Origin of the sequence: Thalassospira sp. MBR-102, from assembly GCF_040549275.1 — a bacterium.
Taxonomy (GTDB): Bacteria; Pseudomonadota; Alphaproteobacteria; order Rhodospirillales; family Thalassospiraceae; genus Thalassospira; species Thalassospira xiamenensis.
In genome coordinates, this window is record NZ_JBEPTC010000007.1 from 44,724 (window position 1) to 66,413 (window position 21,690).

Below are 21,690 nucleotides of genomic sequence, written 5' to 3' on the forward strand. Positions count from 1 at the left end.
ATGCAGCAAGGAGATTGCAGTCGATGATTGAAGCACAGATGAACTCGCTCGTGCCGATGGTGGTTGAACAGACCAGTCGTGGTGAACGGGCCTATGACATCTTTTCCCGTCTTCTCAAGGAGCGGATCGTCTTCATCAACGGCCAGGTCCATGACGGCATGTCGTCACTGATCTGCGCGCAGTTGCTGCATCTCGAATCGGAAAACCCGGACAAGGATATCTCGCTTTATATCAACTCCCCGGGCGGGGTTGTGACGTCGGGTCTGGCGATCTATGACACCATGCAGTACATCCGTTGCGATGTTTCCACGGTGTGCATGGGGCAGGCGGCTTCCATGGGTTCGCTGTTGCTGATGGCCGGTGCAAAGGGCAAGCGTTACTGCCTGCCGAATGCGCGCGTCATGATTCACCAGCCGTCCGGCGGGTTCCAGGGGCAGGCATCGGATATCGAAATCCATGCCCGCGAAATTCTGGCATTGCGTCAGCGTCTTAACGAGATTTATGTCGAACATACCGGCCGTGATCTCAAGACGATTGAAGACGCGATGGAGCGTGATAACTTCCTTACCCCGGATCAGGCCAAGGAATTCGGCCTGATTGACGAGGTGGTAACGTCGCGTCCGAAGCCGGAGTCTGATGCGAAAAAAGATTGATCGTTGCATAACGATCCGATGAAAACGCCCCGGTGTTTTGCCGGGGCGTTTTTTTTATGGCTTGCGCACATTCATCCTCAGGTCATAGACAGGACGTATAAGTAGGTTCTGTGACATTGTTTGGAACATGCGAAATTCCATAACGTTCAGGTGATAATGAACAGGGGTTTCGCATCCTTGGGTGCGCTCCCATATCAAACATGTGGCCATATGGCCGATAAGCGCAGATTAAACGTTGAGATCGGTATCGTTTACCGGCTAACATGGCGATAAAAGATAACGTCAAACGTAATTGGGGTTTGTATGAGCAAATCGAATAGCGGGGACTCCAAGAACACTCTGTATTGTTCTTTCTGTGGAAAGAGCCAGCACGAGGTTCGCAAGCTCATCGCCGGTCCAACCGTATTCATCTGTGATGAATGCGTAGAGCTTTGCATGGACATCATCCGCGAAGAGCACAAAACCCATCTCGTCAAATCGGCTGACGGGGTGCCTTCTCCGCAAGAGATTTGCAAGGTTCTTGACGATTATGTGATCGGTCAGGGCCATGCGAAGAAAGTTCTCTCTGTCGCGGTTCACAACCACTACAAACGCCTGCATCATGCCAGCAAGAACGAGGATATCGAACTTGCCAAGTCGAACATCATGCTGGTCGGTCCGACCGGTTGTGGTAAGACGCTTCTGGCGCAGACGCTTGCGCGCATCCTTGATGTGCCTTTCACCATGGCTGATGCCACGACCCTTACCGAAGCAGGTTATGTCGGTGAGGACGTCGAGAATATTATCCTCAAGCTGCTTCAGGCGGCTGACTACAATGTCGAGCGTGCACAGCGTGGCATCGTCTATATCGACGAGGTCGACAAGATTTCGCGCAAGTCCGACAACCCGTCGATCACGCGTGACGTGTCGGGCGAGGGTGTGCAGCAGGCCCTTCTGAAGATCATGGAAGGTACGGTTGCATCGGTTCCGCCGCAGGGTGGCCGTAAACACCCGCAGCAGGAATTCCTGCAGGTCGACACCACCAATATCCTGTTCATCGTGGGCGGTGCCTTCGCTGGTCTGGATAAGGTGATTTCGCAGCGTGGCAAGGGCAGTGCGATCGGGTTTGGTGCGGATGTCCGCAGCCCCGAAGACCGTCGTACCGGCGAAGTCCTGCGCGAAGTCGAGCCTGAGGATCTGTTGAAATTCGGCCTTATTCCGGAATTCATCGGTCGTCTGCCGGTTCTGGCAACGCTTGAAGACCTCGACGAGGATGCGCTGGTCAAGATTCTGACCGAGCCGAAAAACGCGCTTATCAAGCAGTATCAGCGTCTGTTCGATATGGAAGACGTGAAACTGACCTTCCAGCCTGATGCGCTGGTGGGAATCGCCAAAAAGGCGATCGAGCGTAAAACCGGTGCGCGTGGCCTGCGGTCAATCATGGAAGGTATCCTGCTTGATACCATGTTTGATCTGCCGACCCTTGAAAGCGTCGAGGAAATCGTGATCAACCGTGATGTCGTCGAAGGAAAGGCAAAACCTTTGCTGATCCATGCCGAACGACGTGAAGGTGTCGAACACAGTGCCTGATTTCTGATCCCGCACCGGCATCCTATTGCGGTGCGGGGATTTCAGATTATCTTTTGAATGTTCGCGTTACTGGCGGGGCCTATGGCAGGACCCCAGCAACGTTTTGGCTCAGAATAGGGAATAGAACATAATGGTTGAATTGGCGCGTGGCGAAATTTACCCGGTACTGCCGTTGCGCGACATCGTAGTGTTCCCGCACATGATTGTTCCGCTGTTTGTCGGGCGTGAAAAATCAGTGCGCGCACTTGAAGATGTAATGCGCGAAGACAAGCAGATTCTGCTTGTTACCCAGAAAGACGCGGGTCTTGATGATCCGTCGTTCAAGGATCTGTACGAAATCGGTACTGTCGCAACCGTGTTGCAGCTTCTGAAGCTGCCGGACGGGACGGTCAAAGTGCTTGTCGAAGGTGGCAAGCGTGCAGAGATTTCCGGTTTCGTCGACAATCCTGAATTTTTCCAGGCTTATGCCGCTGTTCGTGAGGAAGCGGATGAGGACGATAGCGAGCTTGAAGCGCTTGCGCGTTCCGTCGTGACCCAGTTCGAACAGTATATCAAGCTGAACAAGAAGATACCGCCAGAAGTTCTGGTATCGGTTAATCAGATCGAAGAGCCTGCGAAGCTTGCCGATACGGTGGCGTCGCATCTGTCGCTCAAGATTTCCGAGAAACAGGAACTTCTGGAAACCACCCTCGTCGGGGATCGTCTGGAACGCATTTTCGGTTTCATGGAATCGGAAATCGGCGTCTTGCAGGTCGAGAAAAAAATCCGCAACCGCGTCAAGCGCCAGATGGAAAAAACCCAGCGCGAGTACTATCTGAACGAGCAGCTTAAAGCCATTCAGAAGGAACTGGGCGAGGGCGAAGATGGCAAGGATGAAGCTTCTGAAATCGAAGAGAAGCTGAACAAGGCCAAGATGCCGAAGGAAGCCAAGGAAAAAGCCCAGGCCGAGCTTAAGAAACTGCGCAATATGAGCCCGATGTCCGCCGAGGCCACCGTGGTGCGCAACTACCTTGACTGGATGGTGTCTATTCCGTGGAACAAACGTTCGCGGGTTTCGCTTGACCTGAAAAAGGCCAAGAAGGTGCTCGACAAGGAGCATTACGGTCTTGAAAAGGTCAAGGAACACATCCTTGAATATCTTGCCGTTCAGGCGCGCGTCAAAAAAGTCAAAGGCCCGATTCTCTGCCTTGTCGGTCCTCCGGGCGTTGGTAAAACCTCGCTTGGGAAATCGATTGCCAATGCGACCGGTCGTACCTTCGTGCGCATGTCGCTTGGCGGGGTGCGTGACGAGTCTGAAATTCGGGGTCATCGCCGGACCTATATCGGTTCCATGCCGGGCAAAATCATCCAGGGCATGAAAAAGGCGAAATATTCCAACCCGCTTTTCCTTCTCGACGAGATTGAAAAAATGGGTTCGGATTTCCGCGGCGATCCGGCTTCGGCGTTGCTTGAAGTTCTTGATCCGGAACAGAATTCGACCTTTAACGACCACTATCTTGAGGTCGATTACGATCTTTCGGATGTGATGTTCGTGACGACTGCCAACAGCCTGCGCATGCAGCAGCCGTTGCTCGACCGTATGGAGATCATCCGGATTTCGGGTTACACCGAAGATGAAAAGGTTGAAATCGCCAAGCGCCACCTGATCCCGAAACAGGTCAAGGAAAGCGGTCTGAGAAAAGGCGAGTGGAGCATTTCGGACGACGCATTGCGGGATCTGATCCGGTACTACACCCGAGAGGCCGGTGTGCGTAGCCTTGAGCGTGAGCTGGCAAAGCTTGCCCGTAAGGCGACCAAGCGCATCATGCTTGAGAACCTGAAAACCGTTCGCGTAACGCCGCGCACGCTTGGCAAATATGCCGGGATTCGCAAGTTCCGTTATGGCGAAACCGAAGGCGAAGATCAGGTCGGTGTTGTTACCGGTCTGGCCTATACCGAATTCGGCGGCGATCTGTTGCAGATTGAATCGGTCACCGTACCGGGCAAGGGCAACATGAAAACCACCGGCAAGCTCGGTGAAGTCATGACAGAATCGATTCAGGCGGCAACCTCGTTTGTCCGGTCGCGCGCCACCCAGTTCGGGATCAAGCCGACCCTGTTCCAGAAACGTGACATTCACGTTCACGTTCCGGAAGGGGCGACACCAAAAGACGGTCCGTCGGCTGGTGTTGGCATGGTGACGTCGGTGGTTTCGGTTCTGACGGGCAATCCGGTTCGCCGGGATGTCGCGATGACGGGCGAAATCACGCTTCGCGGTCGTGTGCTTGCGATTGGTGGTTTGAAAGAAAAGCTTCTTGCGGCATTGCGCGGCGGTGTCAAAACCGTCCTGATCCCGCAGGAAAACGAAAAGGACCTGGAAGACATTCCGGACAACGTCAAACGTGGCATGGAAATCATTCCGGTTTCCCATGTTGACGAGGTTCTCAGCCATGCGCTGGTCAATCCGCTGGTTCCCATCGAGTGGGAAGAAGAAGTGGATGACGTCGCTGTCAAAACCAAGGACGGCGAAGAATCGGAAGTCGGTGGTGTTACCACGCACTGATTGACGTCAAAAAGGTCTGAATTCAAGGGGGGATGGCGCTGTCATCCCCCCTTTTCTGTGGATAACTTTGGCCCAGAATCGGCAATGATCCACAGCCGTGTTGCTGTAAAGGCGAAAAAAATCAAAAAAACGTTCGAAACCGCAGAAAACTGCGACTGTCGCATTGACGGGATGTTGGCTACCTGCTTACACTGCCGATGCAACAGGTTTGGGGCAAACCAAATTTCCTCATAACTCCGAACGTCCAATAAGGGGGCCAGGAAGTGAATAAAAACGATCTCGTTGGAAGTGTAGCTGCTAAAGCCGATCTGTCCAAAGCAGACGCTGCTAAAGCCGTTGACGCTGTTTTCGATTCCATTACCGAATCTCTCAAAGGCGGTGACGAAGTTCGTCTCGTCGGTTTCGGTACCTTCGCTGTCGCTGCTCGCGCTGCTTCAAAAGGTCGCAACCCGCGCACCGGTGAAGAAATCGACATTCCGGCATCGAAACAGCCTAAATTCAAGGCTGGCAAGGGTCTTAAGGACGCCGTCAACTAAGTTTGACGATGTTCTGAAAAAAAATGCCGGTGACGAGCGTCACCGGCATTGCTTTTTCAAAAAAGCATGTTATGTTCCGCCCGCTTCCGCAAAACGGAGCATCAAAATACGGGTGATTAGCTCAGCTGGTTAGAGCATCTCGTTTACACCGAGAGGGTCGGGAGTTCGAATCTCTCATCACCCACCATTCTTGCAAAAGTCGGCTTCGTGCCGGCTTTTTGCGTTTCTGTGCAATTCGATTTTCTTTTTGCGAATCAGCGTCCTATCGCAGTGCACCCCCGAATCCTTTTGAAGAATCGGAACGTGATGCAACGGTTGACGCCATTGCGCCTGACAGGCAAGCTTGATCAAGCTCCCCAAAGTCAGGATGACGCTGCGATGACCATGATTTCCAAAATCCCGTTTTCCGCGCTTGTAGCGTCGTTGCGCAGGGTTGCTGCCCATCGGGGCCAATTAATCGCTCGTGGGGCTCTGTTGGCGATTATAGCGCCCCTGATGCTGGTTAGCTGTTATCTTCCCGAAGCCTTCACCATCGATCTTAATGTCGAACAGAATGGCGATTACCGGTTCAGCTATCGCGGGCTTCTGGTTCAGCCGACAATTACCGAGGCCCTTCTGAACGAAGAAATTGATGCCGACGAGGAAGAGGAACGGGTTGCCAAGGTTCTGGCCGACCTGAAACGCGATTCCGGCGTCAAGCAGCTGACCTATCAGGGCAAGGGGATATTTAATATCGTCTATGAACGGCGCAGCAACATCATGCGCGATAAAAGCTTTGTGTTTGTCCGGCGCAATTCGCGAATCCTTGAAATGTTTTTCCGCGCAGATTCGAACACTGTTGAAATACGCGGCGGCTTTGTTCCCGATAAGTATGAAGAACGTCTGACCGCACTGGGCTACCAGATGACCGGCAAGATCGAATTGCGCACCACGGCCGGCATTCGCAGCCATAACGCCGCCGAGTTCATTGAGACAGGCGGGCAGAACAGGCTGCGCTGGGAAATCAGATCGATTACTGATCCGGTGCCGAATGTGATCATCGGATAGGGTTGCCGACTAGAGTGTCAGGCAGGGTGATCGGATCCGAAAGGTCGAAAATTTTCATCGGCTGGGATGCAGTGGCTACATTTTTCAATGGCCCTGTTTTTCTGATAGAAATCGATCATCGCACCTGCACACTACAATGGCTTTGTATCCTGCCTTTGTCATCGTTCTTAATTTTGTTCTTGATTTGTTCTTTTTGTTGTGGTAAAGATATTTTATCAACTTGATAATTGCGTCGGCATCGCGGGCGAGAGGGGGCGGAATTTTCGGATTTCAGGCTCCTGAATAATTTCCCAGACAATTCCGGCATGACGCCGTCACAGGATGTTTGCAGTGCAAACGGAACGGACGGCGCATGTATTGTTCCAAAAGGAAAGAGGGCCATGATCACGAATGTCGATGACGAAGGGCCGTGATGCCGTCAGGGCACTGGCCGAGGCGCGGGGCAGGCGGGATGCCTGTTGAACCCGCGTTCCGAACCCGGCAGGCATGAAGATTTCATGCAGCGGTATATTGGACTGTCATGTGAGCGGAGGAAGATAAAGTCACGGCGCGATGCCAGCCGTCATTCAAGGCATCCGAAACAGGGGCCGCAAGCCCGAAAATGGCAAAAGTCATTACGGAAGTAGTTTGTCAAATTCGCAAAAAGAAAGGCCAAAAAAAGGGACGACAAGCTGCCGTCCCGTTTCGGGGGAAAATCTGGCTCGCGGTTCAGGCCGGATGCCGGAGATCAGTAGACCATTTCGTCCTCGCCACCCCCTTCGGTGATGACGATCTGACCCTGTGCGGCGAGTTCCTTGGCGAGCTGGACGATCATCATCTGGGATTCCTCGACATCCGACAGACGGACGGGGCCCAGTGCATCCATGTCTTCGCGCATCATCTTGCCGGCACGTTCGGACATGTTTTTGAAGAACAGGTCGCGCATCGCATCGGTCGAGCCTTTGAGGGCCAGTGCGAGTTTGTCTTTTTCGACCTGACGCAGCAGCGTCTGAACGCCGTTGTTGTCGAGACGGGCCAGGTCTTCGAAGGTGAACATGAGCGCCTTGATCTTTTCCGCAGAGTCGCGGTTGCGTTCCTCGAGGGCGGTGAGGAAGCGATCCTGGCTTTGGCGATCCAGGCTGTTGAAGATATCGGCCATCAGTTCGTGGTTGTCGCCGCGCGAGCCGCGCGCAAGGTTCGACATGAATTCGGTGCGCAGGGTTTTCTCGATATTGTCGAGGACCTCTTTCTGGACGGCCTCCATGCGCAGCATACGCATGATGACCTCCATCGAGAAGTTTTCCGGCAATAGCGACAAAACGGCCGCAGAGTGAGACGATTTCAGTTTAGAGAGCACCACGCCAACGGTCTGGGGATATTCGTTTTTCAGATAGTTGGCGAGAACGGCTTCGTTCACGTTGTTGAGCTTGTCCCACATGGTGCGGCCGGCGGGGCCGCGAATCTCTTCCATGATGCCGTTGACACGGTCTTCGGGCAGGACTTTGGACAGCAGGCGTTCGGTCGTATCGAACGACCCGACAAGCGAACCGGTCGAGGAAAGCTGATCGGCGAATTCGACAAACAGACGTTCAACGATATTGGAGCTGATGGTGCCAAGGCCCGACATGGTCTGGGAAATCTCTTTGATTTCCTCGTCATCCATCATGCTGAACATTTTGGTGGCGTGTTCTTCACCAAGTGCCAACATCAGAATCGCGGCTTTTTCCGGCCCGGCCAGCGACCTGTATTCTTCTTTAACGCGCCCCACTGGTGGTCTTCTCCGTCACTGCGTTTATTCGTCTGGTTTGTGCGCTTGCGCAAACATGCCTGTCTTCAGGCTCCTGTCCCTACGGCAAAGAATATATTCTATTTATCAACAATTCTATAAAACCCGTGCACAGGATGCAAAGGTAACCGGCGAAACCATGCATGGAAGTGATTGGAAAAACGATATTTGTCGAAAATCCGGGGGCTGTGACATGTTTCACAGGGTGATGATCTCTGGCGCAATTGACGAGATGGTTGAAAACGCTGGTATCAGCTTGACTTGGCATAGGTGCTGGTCTAACAAAGGCGCGCCAATAGCTGGTCATTTGGGGGCGTAGCTCAGTTGGTTAGAGCGCCGGCCTGTCACGCCGGAGGCCGCGGGTTCAAGTCCCGTCGCTCCCGCCATGATCACCTATCTGTTGTCTTTCGTCGGGCGTTTCGTCCTTTCCGCGATCGCTTTTTCCTGCACAGCCGATGTTGCTTTGCAGGAAAGGGACTTGATCATGGCGTTGCGCGGTCCGATATCGGAGAGCAGGGAATGGCAAAAAGATTAGGAAGTTTCCGGCCTTAGGCGGTGTTAAAACCGCTTACGGGGCTGGAACTTGTGCGGTGCATACGTTATGGTGCGCCGGTATAGGCCGGGTGGGGACCTGGTCGGGTCAAAAGAGGCCTGTTCTTGAGAGGTCAGAGAGATGCAAGAGCTTCTTTCGGAATATCTTCCGATCCTGATTTTCATCGGGATCGCCGTCGGTCTCTCGGCGGTTATCGTCATCGCGTCGCTGGTTCTGGCCAAGCAGGCTCCTGATGTTGAAAAGCTGTCCGCATACGAATGCGGATTTGCGCCGTTTGAGGACGCGCGCATCAAGTTTGACGTCAGGTTCTATCTGGTCGCCATCTTGTTCATCATTTTCGATCTCGAAGTTGCGTTCCTGTTCCCGTGGGCTGTGACCCTTGGTGACATTGGCACCTTCGGTTTCTTTTCTATGGTGATTTTCCTGGCTGTGCTGACGGTCGGATTTGTCTATGAATGGAAGAAGGGAGCTTTGGAATGGGAGTGAGCACCAATACAGGCGCACCCCTGGCACCCGGTCAGGATCAGGATACCCTGCTTAAAGGCGTGTTCGACGAGATGAATGACAAGGGCTTTGTCCTTGCCAATCTCGACAAGCTGGCAAGCTGGGCGAGCACCGGTTCGCTGTGGCCGATGACGTTCGGTCTGGCCTGCTGTGCTGTGGAAATGATGCATGCCGCCGCATCGCGTTACGACCTTGACCGTTATGGTCTTGTGTTCCGTCCGAGCCCGCGTCAGTCCGACGTGATGATCGTTGCCGGGACGCTGACCAACAAAATGGCCCCCGCATTGCGCAAGGTTTACGACCAGATGGCCGAGCCGCGCTGGGTGATTTCGATGGGTTCGTGCGCGAATGGTGGTGGGTATTATCACTATTCCTATTCGGTGGTGCGCGGTTGTGATCGCGTTGTGCCGGTGGACGTATATGTTCCCGGGTGCCCGCCGACAGCCGAAGCGCTGATTTACGGCGTGATGCAGTTGCAAAAGAAAATCCGCCGTACCGGTGTCCTGACACGCTGATCCTTATAGGGGGCTTGCATGAGCGAAGTGCTCAGCGATAACAGCGCCGCGCTGAAAGATCTTAAAGATCTAGTGGTGTCCCAGTTTGCCGACAAGGTTCTGGAAACCCAGTACCGTTATGGCGAACTGACCATCGCGGTCAAACGCGATGCTATTCTTAAAGTTCTGACATTCCTTCGCGATGATGCGGGCTGTCTGTTCAAGCAGCTTGTTGACATTTGCGGGGTTGATTATCCCGAACGCGCCCAGCGCTTCGACGTCGTGTATCACCTGCTGTCGCTCAAGCATAACCTGCGTGTGCGCGTCAAGGTCAGCACCGACGAAGAAACCCCGGTGCCAAGTGCCGTTTCCGTTTACAGCGCCGCCAACTGGTTCGAGCGCGAAACGTGGGATCTGTTCGGCATTTTCTTTGATAATCACCCGGACCCCCGCCGTATCCTGACGGATTACGGTTTCGAAGGTCATCCGCTTCGCAAGGATTTCCCGCTGACCGGTTATGTCGAGGTTCGCTATGACGACGAGCAGAAGCGCGTTGTCTATGAGCCGGTGAAACTGGTTCAGGATTTCCGTAACTTTGATTTCGAAAGCCCGTGGGAAGGCATCCAGCATGTTCTCCCCGGCGATGAAAAGGCGGAGGGCAAGGCCTGATGTCGGAACAGAAAATCAAAAACATGACCATGAACTTCGGCCCGCAGCACCCTGCGGCGCACGGCGTTCTGCGTCTGGTTCTTGAAATGGACGGCGAGGTTATCGAACGCGCCGATCCGCATATCGGCCTTCTGCACCGCGGTACGGAAAAGCTGATCGAATATAAAACCTATATTCAGGCGACGCCGTATTTCGACCGTCTCGACTATGTCGCGCCGATGAACCAGGAACATGCCTATTGCCTGGCCATCGAGAAGCTGATGGGTGTCGATGTGCCGAAACGCGCCCAGTATATCCGCGTCCTGTACGCGGAAATGGGTCGTATCCTGAACCATCTTCTGAACCTGACCGCCTTTGCGCTTGACGTTGGTGCGATGACCCCGCTGCTGTGGGGCTTCGAGGAACGTGAAAAGCTCATGGAATTCTATGAGCGTGCGTGCGGTGCCCGTCTTCATGCCAACTATTTCCGTCCGGGCGGCGTTGCTGCCGATCTTCCGGCCGGGTTGCTGGCCGATATTGATGCCTGGTGCGATCAGTTCCCGAAATTCGTCAAGGATTTCGACCGTATCCTGACCGGCAACCGTATCTTCAAGCAGCGTACGGTTGATATCGGGATCGTTTCGCCCGAGGAGGCCCTTGACTGGGGCTTTACCGGGCCGAACATCCGCGCATCGGGGATGGCGTGGGATCTGCGGAAATCGCAGCCCTATGACTCGTACGAAGATTTCGATTTCGATATTCCCATCGGCAAAAACGGCGACTGCTATGATCGCTTCCTGGTGCGCTTCGAAGAAATGAACCAGTCGCTTCGGATCATGAAGCAGGCCATTAAAGAAATGCCTGATGGTGCTGTTATCGTTGAAAATAATAAAGTGGCGCCGCCGTCGCGTTCAGAAATGAAACGCTCGATGGAAGCCCTGATCCATCACTTCAAACTCTTTACCGAGGGGTTCCACGTTCCGGCTGGCGAATGCTATGCCGCGGTCGAGGCCCCGAAGGGCGAGTTTGGCGTGTATCTCATTTCGGATGGCTCGAACCGTCCGTATCGCTGCAAAATTCGCGCACCCGGGTTCCCGCACCTTCAGGGCATCGACTTCATGTCCAAAGGCCACATGCTGGCCGACGTCGTTGCCAATATCGGGTCGCTTGATATCGTGTTCGGTGAGATTGACCGATGAGCCATTTGAGAAGACCAGCTCCGAGAGAGCTTCAGCCTGTCAGCTTTGCGTTTTCCCCGGAAAACATGGAGCGGGCAAAAAAGATTATCGCCAAGTATCCGGAAGGCCGCCAGCAGAGCGCGGTCATGCCGCTGCTTGATCTGGCACAGCGTCAGACCGAGGGGAACTGGGTTCCGACTGTTGCAATGGATTACATTGCCGACATGCTCGAAATGCCGGCCATTCGCGTCTATGAGGTGGCGACCTTCTATACGATGTATAACCTTGCCCCGGTGGGTAAGAATTTCATCCAGGTCTGCACCACGACGCCGTGCTGGTTGCGCGGTTCGGCCGATGTTGTCGATACCTGCAAGAAAGAACTGGGCATCGGAATCGGTGAAACCACCGAAGACGGCCAGTTTACCCTGATCGAGGTTGAATGCCTCGGTGCGTGCGTTAACGCACCGATGATGCAGATTAACGACGATTATTACGAAGACCTGACTGCCGATAGCACCAAGTCGATCCTTGATGCCCTGAAAAAGGGTGAAAAGCCGAAAGCCGGTCCGCAGATCGGTCGTCGCGGCTGCGAGCCGATTGGTGGACCCAAGGTTCTGAAGGCATTCTGTGGCTGCGGCGCTGCCGATCAGTCTGCTGATGCAAGCGAAGGGGAGGCCTGAGATGTTGCAGGATAAGGATCGTATCTTTACCAACCTGTACGGTTTTCAGGACTTCGGTCTTAAGGCGGCACAGGCACGTGGCAACTGGGACGGCACCAAGGCCCTGATTGAAAAAGGGCGCGACTGGATCATCAACGAGATGAAGGCATCCGGTCTGCGTGGTCGCGGGGGCGCAGGCTTCCCGACCGGCCTGAAATGGTCGTTCATGCCCAAGGAATCTGATGGTCGCCCGAGCTATCTTGTGGTCAATGCCGACGAGGGCGAGCCTGGCACCTGCAAAGACCGCGAGATCATGCGCAATGATCCGCATACCCTGATTGAAGGCTGCCTTCTGGCAAGCTTCGCGATGAATGCCCATGCCGGATATATCTATATCCGTGGGGAATTCTATCACGAGGCATCGAACCTTCAGCGTGCAATCGATGAAGCCTATGAAGCGGGTCTGCTTGGCAAGAATGCATGCGGTTCCGGCTGGGATTACGACCTTTATCTGCATCTTGGTGCAGGGGCGTATATCTGTGGCGAGGAAACCGCGCTGATCGAAAGCCTTGAGGGCAAGAAAGGCCAGCCGCGTCTGAAGCCGCCATTCCCGGCCAATGCCGGTCTGTATGGCTGCCCGACGACGGTGAACAATGTCGAATCGATTGCCGTGGTGCCGGAAATCCTGCGCCGTGGCGGTTCATGGTTCACCAGCTTTGGCCGTGAAAACAACCACGGTACCAAGCTGTTTGCGATTTCCGGCCATGTCGAAAAGCCGTGCACGGTCGAAGAAGCCATGAGCATCCCGCTGCGTGAGCTGATCGAAAAGCATTGCGGCGGCGTTCGTGGCGGCTGGGACAATCTTTTGGCGGTCATTCCGGGCGGTTCGTCCGTTCCGCTGATGACCAAAGACATTTGCGACGATGTGCTGATGGATTTCGATGCCCTGCGTGAAGTGGGATCGGGCCTTGGTACGGCAGCGGTGATCGTGATGGATAAGTCCACCGACATCGTTTACGCCATCGCGCGTCTGTCGGAATTCTACCAGCATGAAAGCTGTGGCCAGTGCACGCCGTGCCGTGAAGGTACGGGCTGGATGGCGCGCATCATGGCGCGCATGGTCCGGGGACAGGCCACGCTTGATGAAATTGATCTGTTGTGGGATGTGACCAAACAGGTCGAAGGCCACACCATTTGTGCGCTTGGCGATGCAGCTGCATGGCCGATCCAGGGTCTGATCCGTCGCTTCCGTCCCGAAATGGAACGGCGGATCAAGGAATATCGCGCACGGATCGCGGCCTGAGAGGGGCCTGTTGAGAGGGATTGAGACATGCCGAAACTGACAGTTGACGGTATTGAAGTTGAAGTAGAAGCCGGGGCGACAGTCCTTCAGGCCTGTGAAGAGGCCGGGAAGGAGATTCCGCGTTTCTGCTATCACGAGCGCCTGTCAATCGCCGGCAACTGCCGTATGTGTCTGGTTGAAATGGAGCGCGCACCCAAGCCGGTCGCGTCCTGTGCCATGCCTGCGGCAGATGGAATGGTGATCAAGACGGATTCCGATCTGGTCAAGAAAGCCCGCAATGGCGTGATGGAATTCCTGCTGATCAACCATCCGCTGGATTGCCCGATCTGTGACCAGGGCGGTGAATGTGACCTTCAGGATCAGGCGATGGCCTATGGTTTTGACGCGTCGCGCTATGCCGAGAAAAAGCGTGCGGTGAAGGACAAGGAACTGGGTCCGATTGTCAAAACGATCATGACCCGTTGCATTCATTGCACCCGTTGCGTCCGTTTTTCCGAGGAAGTCGCCGGTGTCGGCACCATGGGTGCGGTTTACCGCGGCGAGGATACCGAGGTCGGGCCGTATATCGAAGCATCGATCAATTCCGAACTTTCGGGGAACCTGGTCGATCTTTGCCCGGTTGGTGCACTGACATCCAAACCCTATGCGTTTACCGCGCGTCCGTGGGAATTGAAAAAAACCGACAGCATCGACGTGATGGATGCGGTCGGATCGAACATCCGTATCGATTCCCGCAGTGCCGAAGTCATGCGCGTTCTGCCGCGTACCAATGACGATGTGAACGAAGAATGGATATCGGACAAAACCCGTTATGCGATTGACGGTCTGAAACGCCAGCGTCTGGATCGTCCGTATGTGCGTGTTGATGGCAAGCTCAAAGCCGCCAGCTGGGACGAGGCGTTTGCCGCGATCAAGGCAAAGGTTTCCGGGCTTGATGGCAAGAAGATTGCCGCAATCGCCGGTGATACGGTCGATTGTGAATCGATGACTGCGTTAAAGGATCTGATGGGGACCCTTGGGTCGCCGAACCTTGATTGCCGTCAGGACGGATCGAAAATTGGCGGTCCGCGTGCGTCCTATATCTTTAACACCACGATTTCGGGCATTGATGATGCCGATGCCTGCCTGATCGTTGGTGCCAATATCCGTGCCGAAGCGCCGATCATCAATTCGCGTCTGCGCAAGCGCTGGCGTGCTACGGCCGGTGATTTCAAGGTTGGCATCATCGGCGAAAGCTGGGACCCGACCTATAAGCACGACTATCTTGGCGCCGGTGCAGAAACGCTTTCGGCGGTGCTGGATGGCAAAAGCGATTTCGCCAAGGTGCTGAAAGCCGCCGAAAAGCCGATGATCATCGTTGGCATGGGCGCGCTTAACCGTGAGGACAGCGATGCGGTTCTGGCGACCGTCCGGGCGATTGCCGAAAAATACGGCATGGTTTCGGGCGACTGGAACGGTTTCAACGTTCTGCACACCGCCGCATCGCGCGTCGGTGGCCTTGACCTGGGCTTTGTTCCGGGCGAGGGCGGTCTTGCGACCAATGACATCCTTGATGCCGCGGCAAAAGGCGATGTCGAGGTTGTTTACCTTCTGGGTGCCGATGAAATCGACATGTCGAAACTTGAGAAGGCCTTTGTGGTCTATCAGGGGGCGATGGGCGATGCCGGTGCGCAGGCTGCCGACGTGATCCTGCCCGGTGCTGCCTATACCGAAAAGAACGGTACCTACGTCAATACCGAAGGCCGCGCCCAGCAGGGCTGGCGCGCTGTTTTCCCGGTTGGCGAGGCCAAGGAAGACTGGGCGATTGTCCGTGCGCTTTCGGGCGCACTTGGTCAGGCCCTGCCGTATGACAACATTGATGCCGTGCGTTCGCGCATGGTTGAACTCAGCGCGACTTTCGCCTCGCTGAATGCTGTCACCAAGGCAGAGTGGACCGATTTCGGCAAGGCAGGCGATATGAAGTCTGATGGCTTTACCTCGCCGGTTCGCAATTTCTATATGACCGACCCGATCAGCCGTGCATCGGTGACGATGGCCAAATGTACAGAGGCCTTTGTCAAGGATGCGGCTGCCGAGAAGGTTGCCTGAGTTTGGGGGGCGGCGATGACATCGTCGCCCGTCCCGCAAGGGGGTGTCCCAATTCAGGGACGAAACGCAAAAGATACGGTTTGACCGATGGAACTTCTTTGGGACGGATATATTGAACCGCTGGTCTGGATCGTCGCCAAGATTTTGGCGATTGTTGTCCCGCTGCTGGTTGCTGTCGCCTATCTGACCTATGCCGAGCGCAAGGTCATCGGTGCGATGCAGTTGCGCAAAGGCCCGAACGTTGTGGGGCCGTTTGGTCTTCTGCAACCGCTGGCCGATGGTCTGAAACTGTTTCTGAAAGAAACGATTGTTCCGACCAGTGCCAACAAGGGCGTGTTTATCATTGCCCCGATGCTGACCTTCATTCTGGCGATCATTGCCTGGGCGGTTATCCCGTTCGACGAGGGCATGGTTCTGGCCGATCTGAATGTCGGCATTCTGTACCTGTTCGCGATTTCATCGCTGGGTGTTTACGGTATCGTGATGGCCGGTTGGGCGTCGAACTCGAAATACGCCTTCCTTGGTGCGCTGCGTTCCGGCGCACAGATGGTGTCCTACGAGATTTCGATTGGCCTGATCATCATTTCGGTTCTGCTGACCACCGGGTCGCTTAACCTTAGCGATATCGTTCGCGGTCAGGTTGGCGGCATCTGGGAATGGAACTTCATCTATCACCTGCCGATGTTTGTGGTCTTCATCGTGTCGATCCTGGCCGAAACGAACCGTGCGCCGTTTGACCTTCCGGAAGCGGAAGCCGAACTGGTGTCGGGTTATAACGTCGATTATTCGGCAATGACCTTTGCGCTGTTCTTCCTGGGTGAATACGCGAACATGATCCTGATGAGCGGTCTTTGCGCCGTTCTGTTCCTGGGCGGCTGGACCGCGCCGCTGCCGGTGCTGGAATTCATCCCGGGTGCGATCTGGTTCATTCTGAAGATCTGCTTCGTTCTGTTCATTTTCCTCTGGGTGCGTGCGACATTCCCGCGTTACCGCTATGACCAGCTGATGCGTCTGGGTTGGAAAGTCTTCCTGCCGCTGTCATTTGCCTGGGTCATGCTGGTCGCCACGTTCCTGGTTGCTTTTGACAAGGTCCCGGCCTGATCGCCGCGCATCGGAGAGAGAGAGGTAAACGATGTCATTTATTGATCGGACGGCCCGGAGCTTCCTGCTGGTGGAACTCGTTTCCGGTATGGCGCTCACCCTGAAATACATGTTCAAGCCGAAGGTGACGCTGAACTATCCGTATGAAAAGGGTCCGCTGAGCCCGCGTTTCCGTGGCGAACATGCGCTGCGCCGTTATCCCAACGGGGAAGAGCGTTGCATTGCGTGCAAACTTTGCGAGGCGATCTGTCCCGCGCAGGCCATCACCATTGAGGTTGAGCCGCGCGATGACGGTTCGCGTCGTACGACGCGCTACGATATCGATATGACGAAATGCATCTATTGCGGTTTCTGCGAGGAAGCCTGTCCGGTGGATGCAATCGTTGAAGGTCCGAACTTCGAGTTCGCAACCGAAAACCGCGAGGAGCTTCTCTATGACAAGGATAAGCTTCTGGCAAATGGCGAGCGTTGGGAAGCCGAGCTTGCTGCACGATTGGAGGCAGACGCACCTTATCGGTAAGTGTCGCGTCTGATCGTATAAAGAGAGTTCATGGGCCGCTTTCTGCTGTTGGGGCAGGGCGGCTCGCCAAGGGGGTACCTTATGGTCGTACAGGCTTTGGCTTTTTACCTGTTTGCTACTGTCGCGGTTCTGTCCGCGACTGCGGTTGTGACCGTTCGCAACCCGGTGCATTCGGTACTGCTGCTGATTTTGACATTTTTTAACGCAGCCGGGCTTTTCGTCCTGCTGGGTGCTGAGTTTCTCGCCATGCTGCTCGTCGTCGTCTATGTCGGCGCGGTCGCGGTTCTGTTCCTGTTCGTCGTCATGATGCTCGACATCAACTTTGTCGAGATGCGCGAAGGTTTCCTCAACTATCTGCCGATCGGGGTTCTGATCGCGCTGGTGCTGTTTGTGGAACTGGCCTTTGTCGGCGCGGGCTGGGCTTTGTCAGATGACAAGATCGCCGTTCTGGCGCATCCGACGCCCGCCGGACTGACCAATGTCGAGGCGCTTGGCCAACTGATCTACACCGATTACGCATACATCTTCCAGGCTGCCGGTCTGGTGCTGCTTGTTGCGATGATTGGCGCAATTGTCCTGACGCTGCGTACCCGCGAGGGTGTCCGCCGTCAGAAAATCTCCGAGCAGGTCAAACGCGATCGCGCTGACACGCTTGAAGTCAAAAAAGTTCCGGTCGGTAGGGGGATCTGATGGAAATCGGTCTTGCACATTATTTGACCGTCGCGGCGATCCTTTTCACACTCGGGATCTTTGGCATCTTCATGAACCGCAAGAACGTCATCATCATCATGATGTCGATCGAGCTGATGCTGCTGGCAGTCAATATCAACCTTGTCGCGTTCTCGTCGTTCCTTGGCGACCTCGTCGGACAGGTCTTCACCATCTTCGTCCTGACCGTTGCCGCCGCCGAGGCAGCGATCGGTCTTGCGATCCTGGTGGTCTATTTCCGTAACCGCGGCACGATTGCGGTTGAAGACATCAACATGATGAAGGGGTAAGGCAGATATGTATCCTCTGATTGTATTCCTGCCCCTGATCGCTGCCACGATTGCCGGCATCATTACGCTGGCCGGTGCCATGTCGTCCGCGTCCGGTGCCGAGCATGACAGCAGCCATCATCATGGTGTTTCGACGTCTGATCGCATTTCCCAGCTGATTACGGTGGGTGGTGTCGTTACGGCCTTCATCATTTCGATTTTCGCCTTTGTCGATGTTGCGCTTGGCGGCAACCCGGTGACGGTTCAGCTGTTTACCTGGATTTCTTCGGGTAACTTCACAGCCGAATGGGCGCTTCGTTTTGATACGCTGACCTGTGTCATGCTGATTGTTGTGACCGGTGTGTCGTCGATGGTGCATATCTATTCCATCGGTTACATGTCGCACGATCCCGACAAGCCGCGTTTCATGGCGTATCTGTCGCTGTTTACCTTTGCCATGCTGATGCTGGTGACTGCCGACAACCTGATCCAGTTGTTCTTTGGCTGGGAAGGGGTGGGGCTTGCGTCCTATCTTCTTATCGGTTTCTGGTATTCCAAGCCGTCGGCATCGGCAGCTGCGATCAAGGCGTTTGTCGTTAACCGTGTCGGTGACTTTGGCTTTGCGCTGGGTATCTTTGCGGTTTATGTCCTGTTCGATAGCGTTCAGTTCGACGTGATCTTTGGCAATGCCGAGGAAGTTGCCGGAACGACGCTTTTGTTCCTTGGTCATGAATTCTCGGCCCTTGAGATCACCTGTTTCCTTCTGTTCATCGGTGCGATGGGCAAATCGGCACAGCTTGGCCTGCATACGTGGTTGCCTGATGCGATGGAAGGCCCGACACCGGTTTCAGCCCTTATTCACGCGGCAACCATGGTGACGGCGGGTGTGTTCATGGTCGCGCGTCTGTCGCCGATCTTTGAATATGCCGAAACCACGCTTGCGATCATTACCGTTGTCGGTGCATCGACTGCGTTCTTTGCAGCGACCATTGGTTGCGTTCAGAACGACATCAAGCGCGTGATCGCCTATTCGACCTGTTCGCAGCTTGGTTACATGTTCTTTGCGTGTGGCGTGTCGGCCTATTCGGCGGGCGTGTTCCACCTGATGACGCACGGTTTCTTCAAGGCGCTTTTGTTCCTTGGTGCCGGTTCGGTGATCCATGCGATGTCCGACGAGCAGGACATGCGCAAGATGGGCGGCATCTATAAGATGGTTCCGCTGACCTTTGCGGTGATGATGGTTGGCACGCTTGCGATTACCGGTTTCCCCGGTCTTGCGGGCTTCTATTCCAAGGACCTTGTCATCGAAAGCGCGTTTGCGGCTCATACCGCAGTCGGGACCTATGCCTTCTGGGCCGGTATCCTGGCGGCACTGATGACGTCGTTCTATAGCTGGCGTCTGATCTTCATGACCTTCTTTGGCACTCCGCGTGCGGACGAGCGGACCATGGCCCATGTCCATGAAAGCCCGGCCGTCATGACGCTGCCGCTTCTGTTCCTGACCATCGGTGCGATCTTTGCCGGCTGGTACGCCAAGGACTGGTTCGGTGGTGGTGACTATGAAGAGATGCTGGCATTCTGGAACGGCGCGATCTTCATGGCCGAAGGTCATCAGGCTCTTGAACATGCACACCATGTTCCGGGCTGGGTCAAACTGGCACCGTTTGTTGCCATGGTATCGGGCTTTGTCATCGCACTTGTGATGTACAAGCTGGTTCCGTCGCTGCCGCGTCAGTTGGCGAATACCTTCAATGGTCTGTATCGCTTCGCGCTGAACAAATGGTACTTCGACGAGCTTTACGACAAGATTTTCGTCAAGCCGGCCTTCTATCTTGGCTATGGCTTCTGGAAATCGGGCGATGGCGCGCTGATCGACGGTGTCGGTCCGGACGGTGTCGCCGCAGCATGCCGTAACATTGCACGTCGCGTCAGCGCCCTTCAGAGCGGTTTCGTCTATCACTATGCGTTTGCGATGCTGATCGGTATTGCCGCCTTGGTGTCTTACACAATTTGGAAGATGGGTTAACGGGCGATGAGCGATTATCCAATTCTTTCGATCGTCACCTTTTTACCGCTGATCGGCGCACTGTTCGTGCTGCTGATCCGCGGGGAAGAGGCGAATGTCGCCCGCAACTCCCGATGGGTTGCTTTGTGGACGTCGGGTTTCACCTTCCTCGCATCGTTGATGCTATGGGTGAATTTCGATAGCACCACGGCCGATTTCCAGTTCGTTGAAAAAGCCGACTGGATGCCGGGCCTGAACATTTCCTATCACATGGGCGTGGATGGCATTTCGATGCTGTTCGTGCTTCTGGCGACCTTCCTGACGCCGATCTGCATTCTGTCGGCATGGGAAGCAATCCAGAAACGTGTCAAGGAATACATGATCGCGTTCCTGATCCTGGAAACGATGATGGTCGGTATGTTCAGCGCGCTTGACGGTCTGCTGTTCTATCTGTTCTTCGAAGGCGTTCTGATCCCGATGTTCATCATCATCGGTGTCTGGGGCGGTCAGCGTCGTGTTTATGCAGCCTTCAAGCTGTTCCTTTACACGCTGCTGGGTTCCGTTCTGATGCTGGTGGCGCTGCTTGCGATGTATTTCGAAGCAGGCACCACCGACATCCCGACACTGATGGCGCACGGGTTCAGCTATAATATGCAGCTTTGGCTGTGGCTGGCGTTCTTTGCATCCTTTGCCGTCAAGGTGCCGATGTGGCCGGTTCACACATGGCTTCCGGATGCCCACGTTGAGGCACCGACGGCAGGTTCGGTGATCCTTGCCGGTGTGCTTCTGAAAATGGGGGGGTACGGGTTCCTGCGGTTCTCGTTGCCGATGATGCCGCTGGCGTCGGAAACCTTTGCCCCGCTGGTGTTTACGCTGTCGATTGTGGCGATCATCTATACGTCGCTGGTCGCATTGGCACAGCAGGACATGAAAAAGCTGATTGCCTATTCGTCGGTGGCCCATATGGGGATTGTGACGATTGGTGCCTTCACCTTTAACCAGCATGGTATCGAAGGTTCGATCTTCCAGATGCTGAGCCATGGTGTGGTATCGGGCGCGTTGTTCCTGTGTGTTGGTGTGGTTTATGACCGCATGCATACCCGCGAGATCGATGCGTATGGCGGTCTTGTGCACCGTATGCCGGGTTATGCCGTTATCTTCATGTTCTTTACGATGGCGTCTGTCGGTCTTCCGGGGACGGGCGGTTTCGTTGGCGAAATCCTGGCATTGCTGGGCGCGTTCGAAGCCAATACCTGGGTGGCATTCTTTGCCGCAACCGGTCTGATCCTTGGTGCGGCTTATGCGCTGTATCTCTATCGCCGCATCGTGTTCGGGGCCCTTACCAAGGAAAACCTTAAATCGATCCTTGATATGAGCCCGCGTGAATGGCTGATCTTTGCACCGCTTGTGATCATCGTTCTGTGGATGGGGGTCTATCCGGTCTCCTTCCTCGACATCATGCATGTTTCGGTTGAACACCTCGTCAACCAGGTCGAAACGGCGCAGGCTGCCGCAGCTCAGGCTGCGCAGCTGGCGGCGAATTGAGGG

Annotated in this window: 19 protein-coding genes and 2 tRNA genes; 20 read left to right on the forward strand and 1 reads right to left on the reverse strand. The window is 55.0% G+C overall.

The features are described from left to right. Nucleotides 1-23 precede the first annotated feature (23 nt). The 6 genes from clpP (at nucleotide 24) to ABIE64_RS13190 (ending at nucleotide 6,347) form a co-directional block, all read left to right on the forward strand. Nucleotides 24-653: an ATP-dependent Clp endopeptidase proteolytic subunit ClpP gene (gene clpP, locus ABIE64_RS13165; protein ID WP_007089400.1), complete on the forward strand. Its 630-nt coding sequence runs from the start codon at nucleotides 24-26 to the stop codon at nucleotides 651-653. A 303-nt stretch (nucleotides 654-956) separates the two neighbouring features. Then, nucleotides 957-2,222: an ATP-dependent Clp protease ATP-binding subunit ClpX gene (gene clpX / locus ABIE64_RS13170; protein ID WP_007089401.1), complete on the forward strand. Its 1,266-nt coding sequence runs from the start codon at nucleotides 957-959 to the stop codon at nucleotides 2,220-2,222. A 130-nt stretch (nucleotides 2,223-2,352) separates the two neighbouring features. Then, on the forward strand, nucleotides 2,353-4,764 hold the full coding sequence (gene lon / locus ABIE64_RS13175; protein ID WP_354377678.1) for an endopeptidase La: 2,412 nt from the start codon (nucleotides 2,353-2,355) through the stop codon (nucleotides 4,762-4,764). A 263-nt stretch (nucleotides 4,765-5,027) separates the two neighbouring features. Beyond that, the gene (gene hbs, locus ABIE64_RS13180) at nucleotides 5,028-5,300 is read left to right on the forward strand and encodes a non-specific DNA-binding protein Hbs (RefSeq protein ID WP_007089403.1); all 273 of its coding nucleotides are present in this window, start codon (nucleotides 5,028-5,030) and stop codon (nucleotides 5,298-5,300) included. Nucleotides 5,301-5,410: 110 nt separating this feature from the next. Then, nucleotides 5,411-5,487 (forward strand) — tRNA-Val (locus tag ABIE64_RS13185). Nucleotides 5,488-5,606: 119 nt separating this feature from the next. Next, nucleotides 5,607-6,347 (forward strand): hypothetical protein, encoded by a 741-nt coding sequence (locus ABIE64_RS13190; RefSeq protein ID WP_354377679.1) that lies wholly within the window; start codon nucleotides 5,607-5,609, stop codon nucleotides 6,345-6,347. Nucleotides 6,348-7,074: 727 nt separating this feature from the next. On the opposite strand, the gene fliG is transcribed toward ABIE64_RS13190, so the two are convergent. Continuing rightward, nucleotides 7,075-8,094, reverse strand: coding sequence for a flagellar motor switch protein FliG (gene fliG, locus ABIE64_RS13195; protein WP_063091910.1), 1,020 nt, complete (start codon nucleotides 8,092-8,094; stop codon nucleotides 7,075-7,077). A 327-nt stretch (nucleotides 8,095-8,421) separates the two neighbouring features. On the opposite strand from fliG, the gene ABIE64_RS13200 reads away from it, so the two are divergent. From ABIE64_RS13200 to ABIE64_RS13265, 14 genes are all read left to right on the forward strand, one after another. After that, nucleotides 8,422-8,498 (forward strand) — tRNA-Asp (locus ABIE64_RS13200). A gap of 287 nt (nucleotides 8,499-8,785) precedes the next feature. Beyond that, nucleotides 8,786-9,151, forward strand: a complete 366-nt coding sequence (locus ABIE64_RS13205) for an NADH-quinone oxidoreductase subunit A (protein ID WP_007089406.1) — start codon at nucleotides 8,786-8,788, stop codon at nucleotides 9,149-9,151. Further along, on the forward strand, nucleotides 9,142-9,684 hold the full coding sequence (locus ABIE64_RS13210; protein WP_007089407.1) for a NuoB/complex I 20 kDa subunit family protein: 543 nt from the start codon (nucleotides 9,142-9,144) through the stop codon (nucleotides 9,682-9,684). The genes ABIE64_RS13205 and ABIE64_RS13210 overlap by 10 nt, the downstream gene beginning before the upstream one ends. 18 nt (nucleotides 9,685-9,702) lie before the next feature. Next, complete coding sequence (locus ABIE64_RS13215; RefSeq protein ID WP_007089408.1) at nucleotides 9,703-10,332, forward strand: NADH-quinone oxidoreductase subunit C; 630 nt, start codon at nucleotides 9,703-9,705, stop codon at nucleotides 10,330-10,332. Beyond that, entirely contained in the window at nucleotides 10,332-11,510 is a 1,179-nt protein-coding gene (locus tag ABIE64_RS13220) for an NADH-quinone oxidoreductase subunit D (RefSeq protein ID WP_354377680.1), read from the forward strand. The genes ABIE64_RS13215 and ABIE64_RS13220 overlap by 1 nt, the downstream gene beginning before the upstream one ends. Continuing rightward, nucleotides 11,507-12,169 (forward strand): NADH-quinone oxidoreductase subunit NuoE, encoded by a 663-nt coding sequence (nuoE, locus tag ABIE64_RS13225; RefSeq protein WP_051682327.1) that lies wholly within the window; start codon nucleotides 11,507-11,509, stop codon nucleotides 12,167-12,169. The genes ABIE64_RS13220 and nuoE overlap by 4 nt, the downstream gene beginning before the upstream one ends. A 1-nt stretch (nucleotide 12,170) precedes the next feature. Next, a complete protein-coding gene (gene nuoF, locus ABIE64_RS13230) occupies nucleotides 12,171-13,451 on the forward strand; it encodes an NADH-quinone oxidoreductase subunit NuoF (protein WP_007089411.1) in 1,281 nt (426 codons plus the stop codon). A 27-nt stretch (nucleotides 13,452-13,478) separates the two neighbouring features. Further along, the gene (gene nuoG / locus ABIE64_RS13235; protein ID WP_063091912.1) at nucleotides 13,479-15,539 is read left to right on the forward strand and encodes an NADH-quinone oxidoreductase subunit NuoG; all 2,061 of its coding nucleotides are present in this window, start codon (nucleotides 13,479-13,481) and stop codon (nucleotides 15,537-15,539) included. Nucleotides 15,540-15,626: 87 nt separating this feature from the next. Further along, complete coding sequence (gene nuoH / locus ABIE64_RS13240; RefSeq protein WP_007089413.1) at nucleotides 15,627-16,640, forward strand: NADH-quinone oxidoreductase subunit NuoH; 1,014 nt, start codon at nucleotides 15,627-15,629, stop codon at nucleotides 16,638-16,640. Between the two features lie 31 nt (nucleotides 16,641-16,671). After that, on the forward strand, nucleotides 16,672-17,160 hold the full coding sequence (gene nuoI / locus ABIE64_RS13245; RefSeq protein WP_007089414.1) for an NADH-quinone oxidoreductase subunit NuoI: 489 nt from the start codon (nucleotides 16,672-16,674) through the stop codon (nucleotides 17,158-17,160). Nucleotides 17,161-17,241: 81 nt separating this feature from the next. Continuing rightward, entirely contained in the window at nucleotides 17,242-17,850 is a 609-nt protein-coding gene (locus ABIE64_RS13250) for an NADH-quinone oxidoreductase subunit J (protein ID WP_007089415.1), read from the forward strand. After that, on the forward strand, nucleotides 17,850-18,158 hold the full coding sequence (nuoK, locus tag ABIE64_RS13255; RefSeq protein ID WP_007089416.1) for an NADH-quinone oxidoreductase subunit NuoK: 309 nt from the start codon (nucleotides 17,850-17,852) through the stop codon (nucleotides 18,156-18,158). The genes ABIE64_RS13250 and nuoK overlap by 1 nt, the downstream gene beginning before the upstream one ends. Nucleotides 18,159-18,165: 7 nt before the next feature. Next, complete coding sequence (nuoL, locus tag ABIE64_RS13260; protein ID WP_354377681.1) at nucleotides 18,166-20,163, forward strand: NADH-quinone oxidoreductase subunit L; 1,998 nt, start codon at nucleotides 18,166-18,168, stop codon at nucleotides 20,161-20,163. A 6-nt stretch (nucleotides 20,164-20,169) separates the two neighbouring features. Further along, nucleotides 20,170-21,687, forward strand: coding sequence for an NADH-quinone oxidoreductase subunit M (locus tag ABIE64_RS13265; protein ID WP_007089418.1), 1,518 nt, complete (start codon nucleotides 20,170-20,172; stop codon nucleotides 21,685-21,687). Nucleotides 21,688-21,690: the final 3 nt, after the last annotated feature.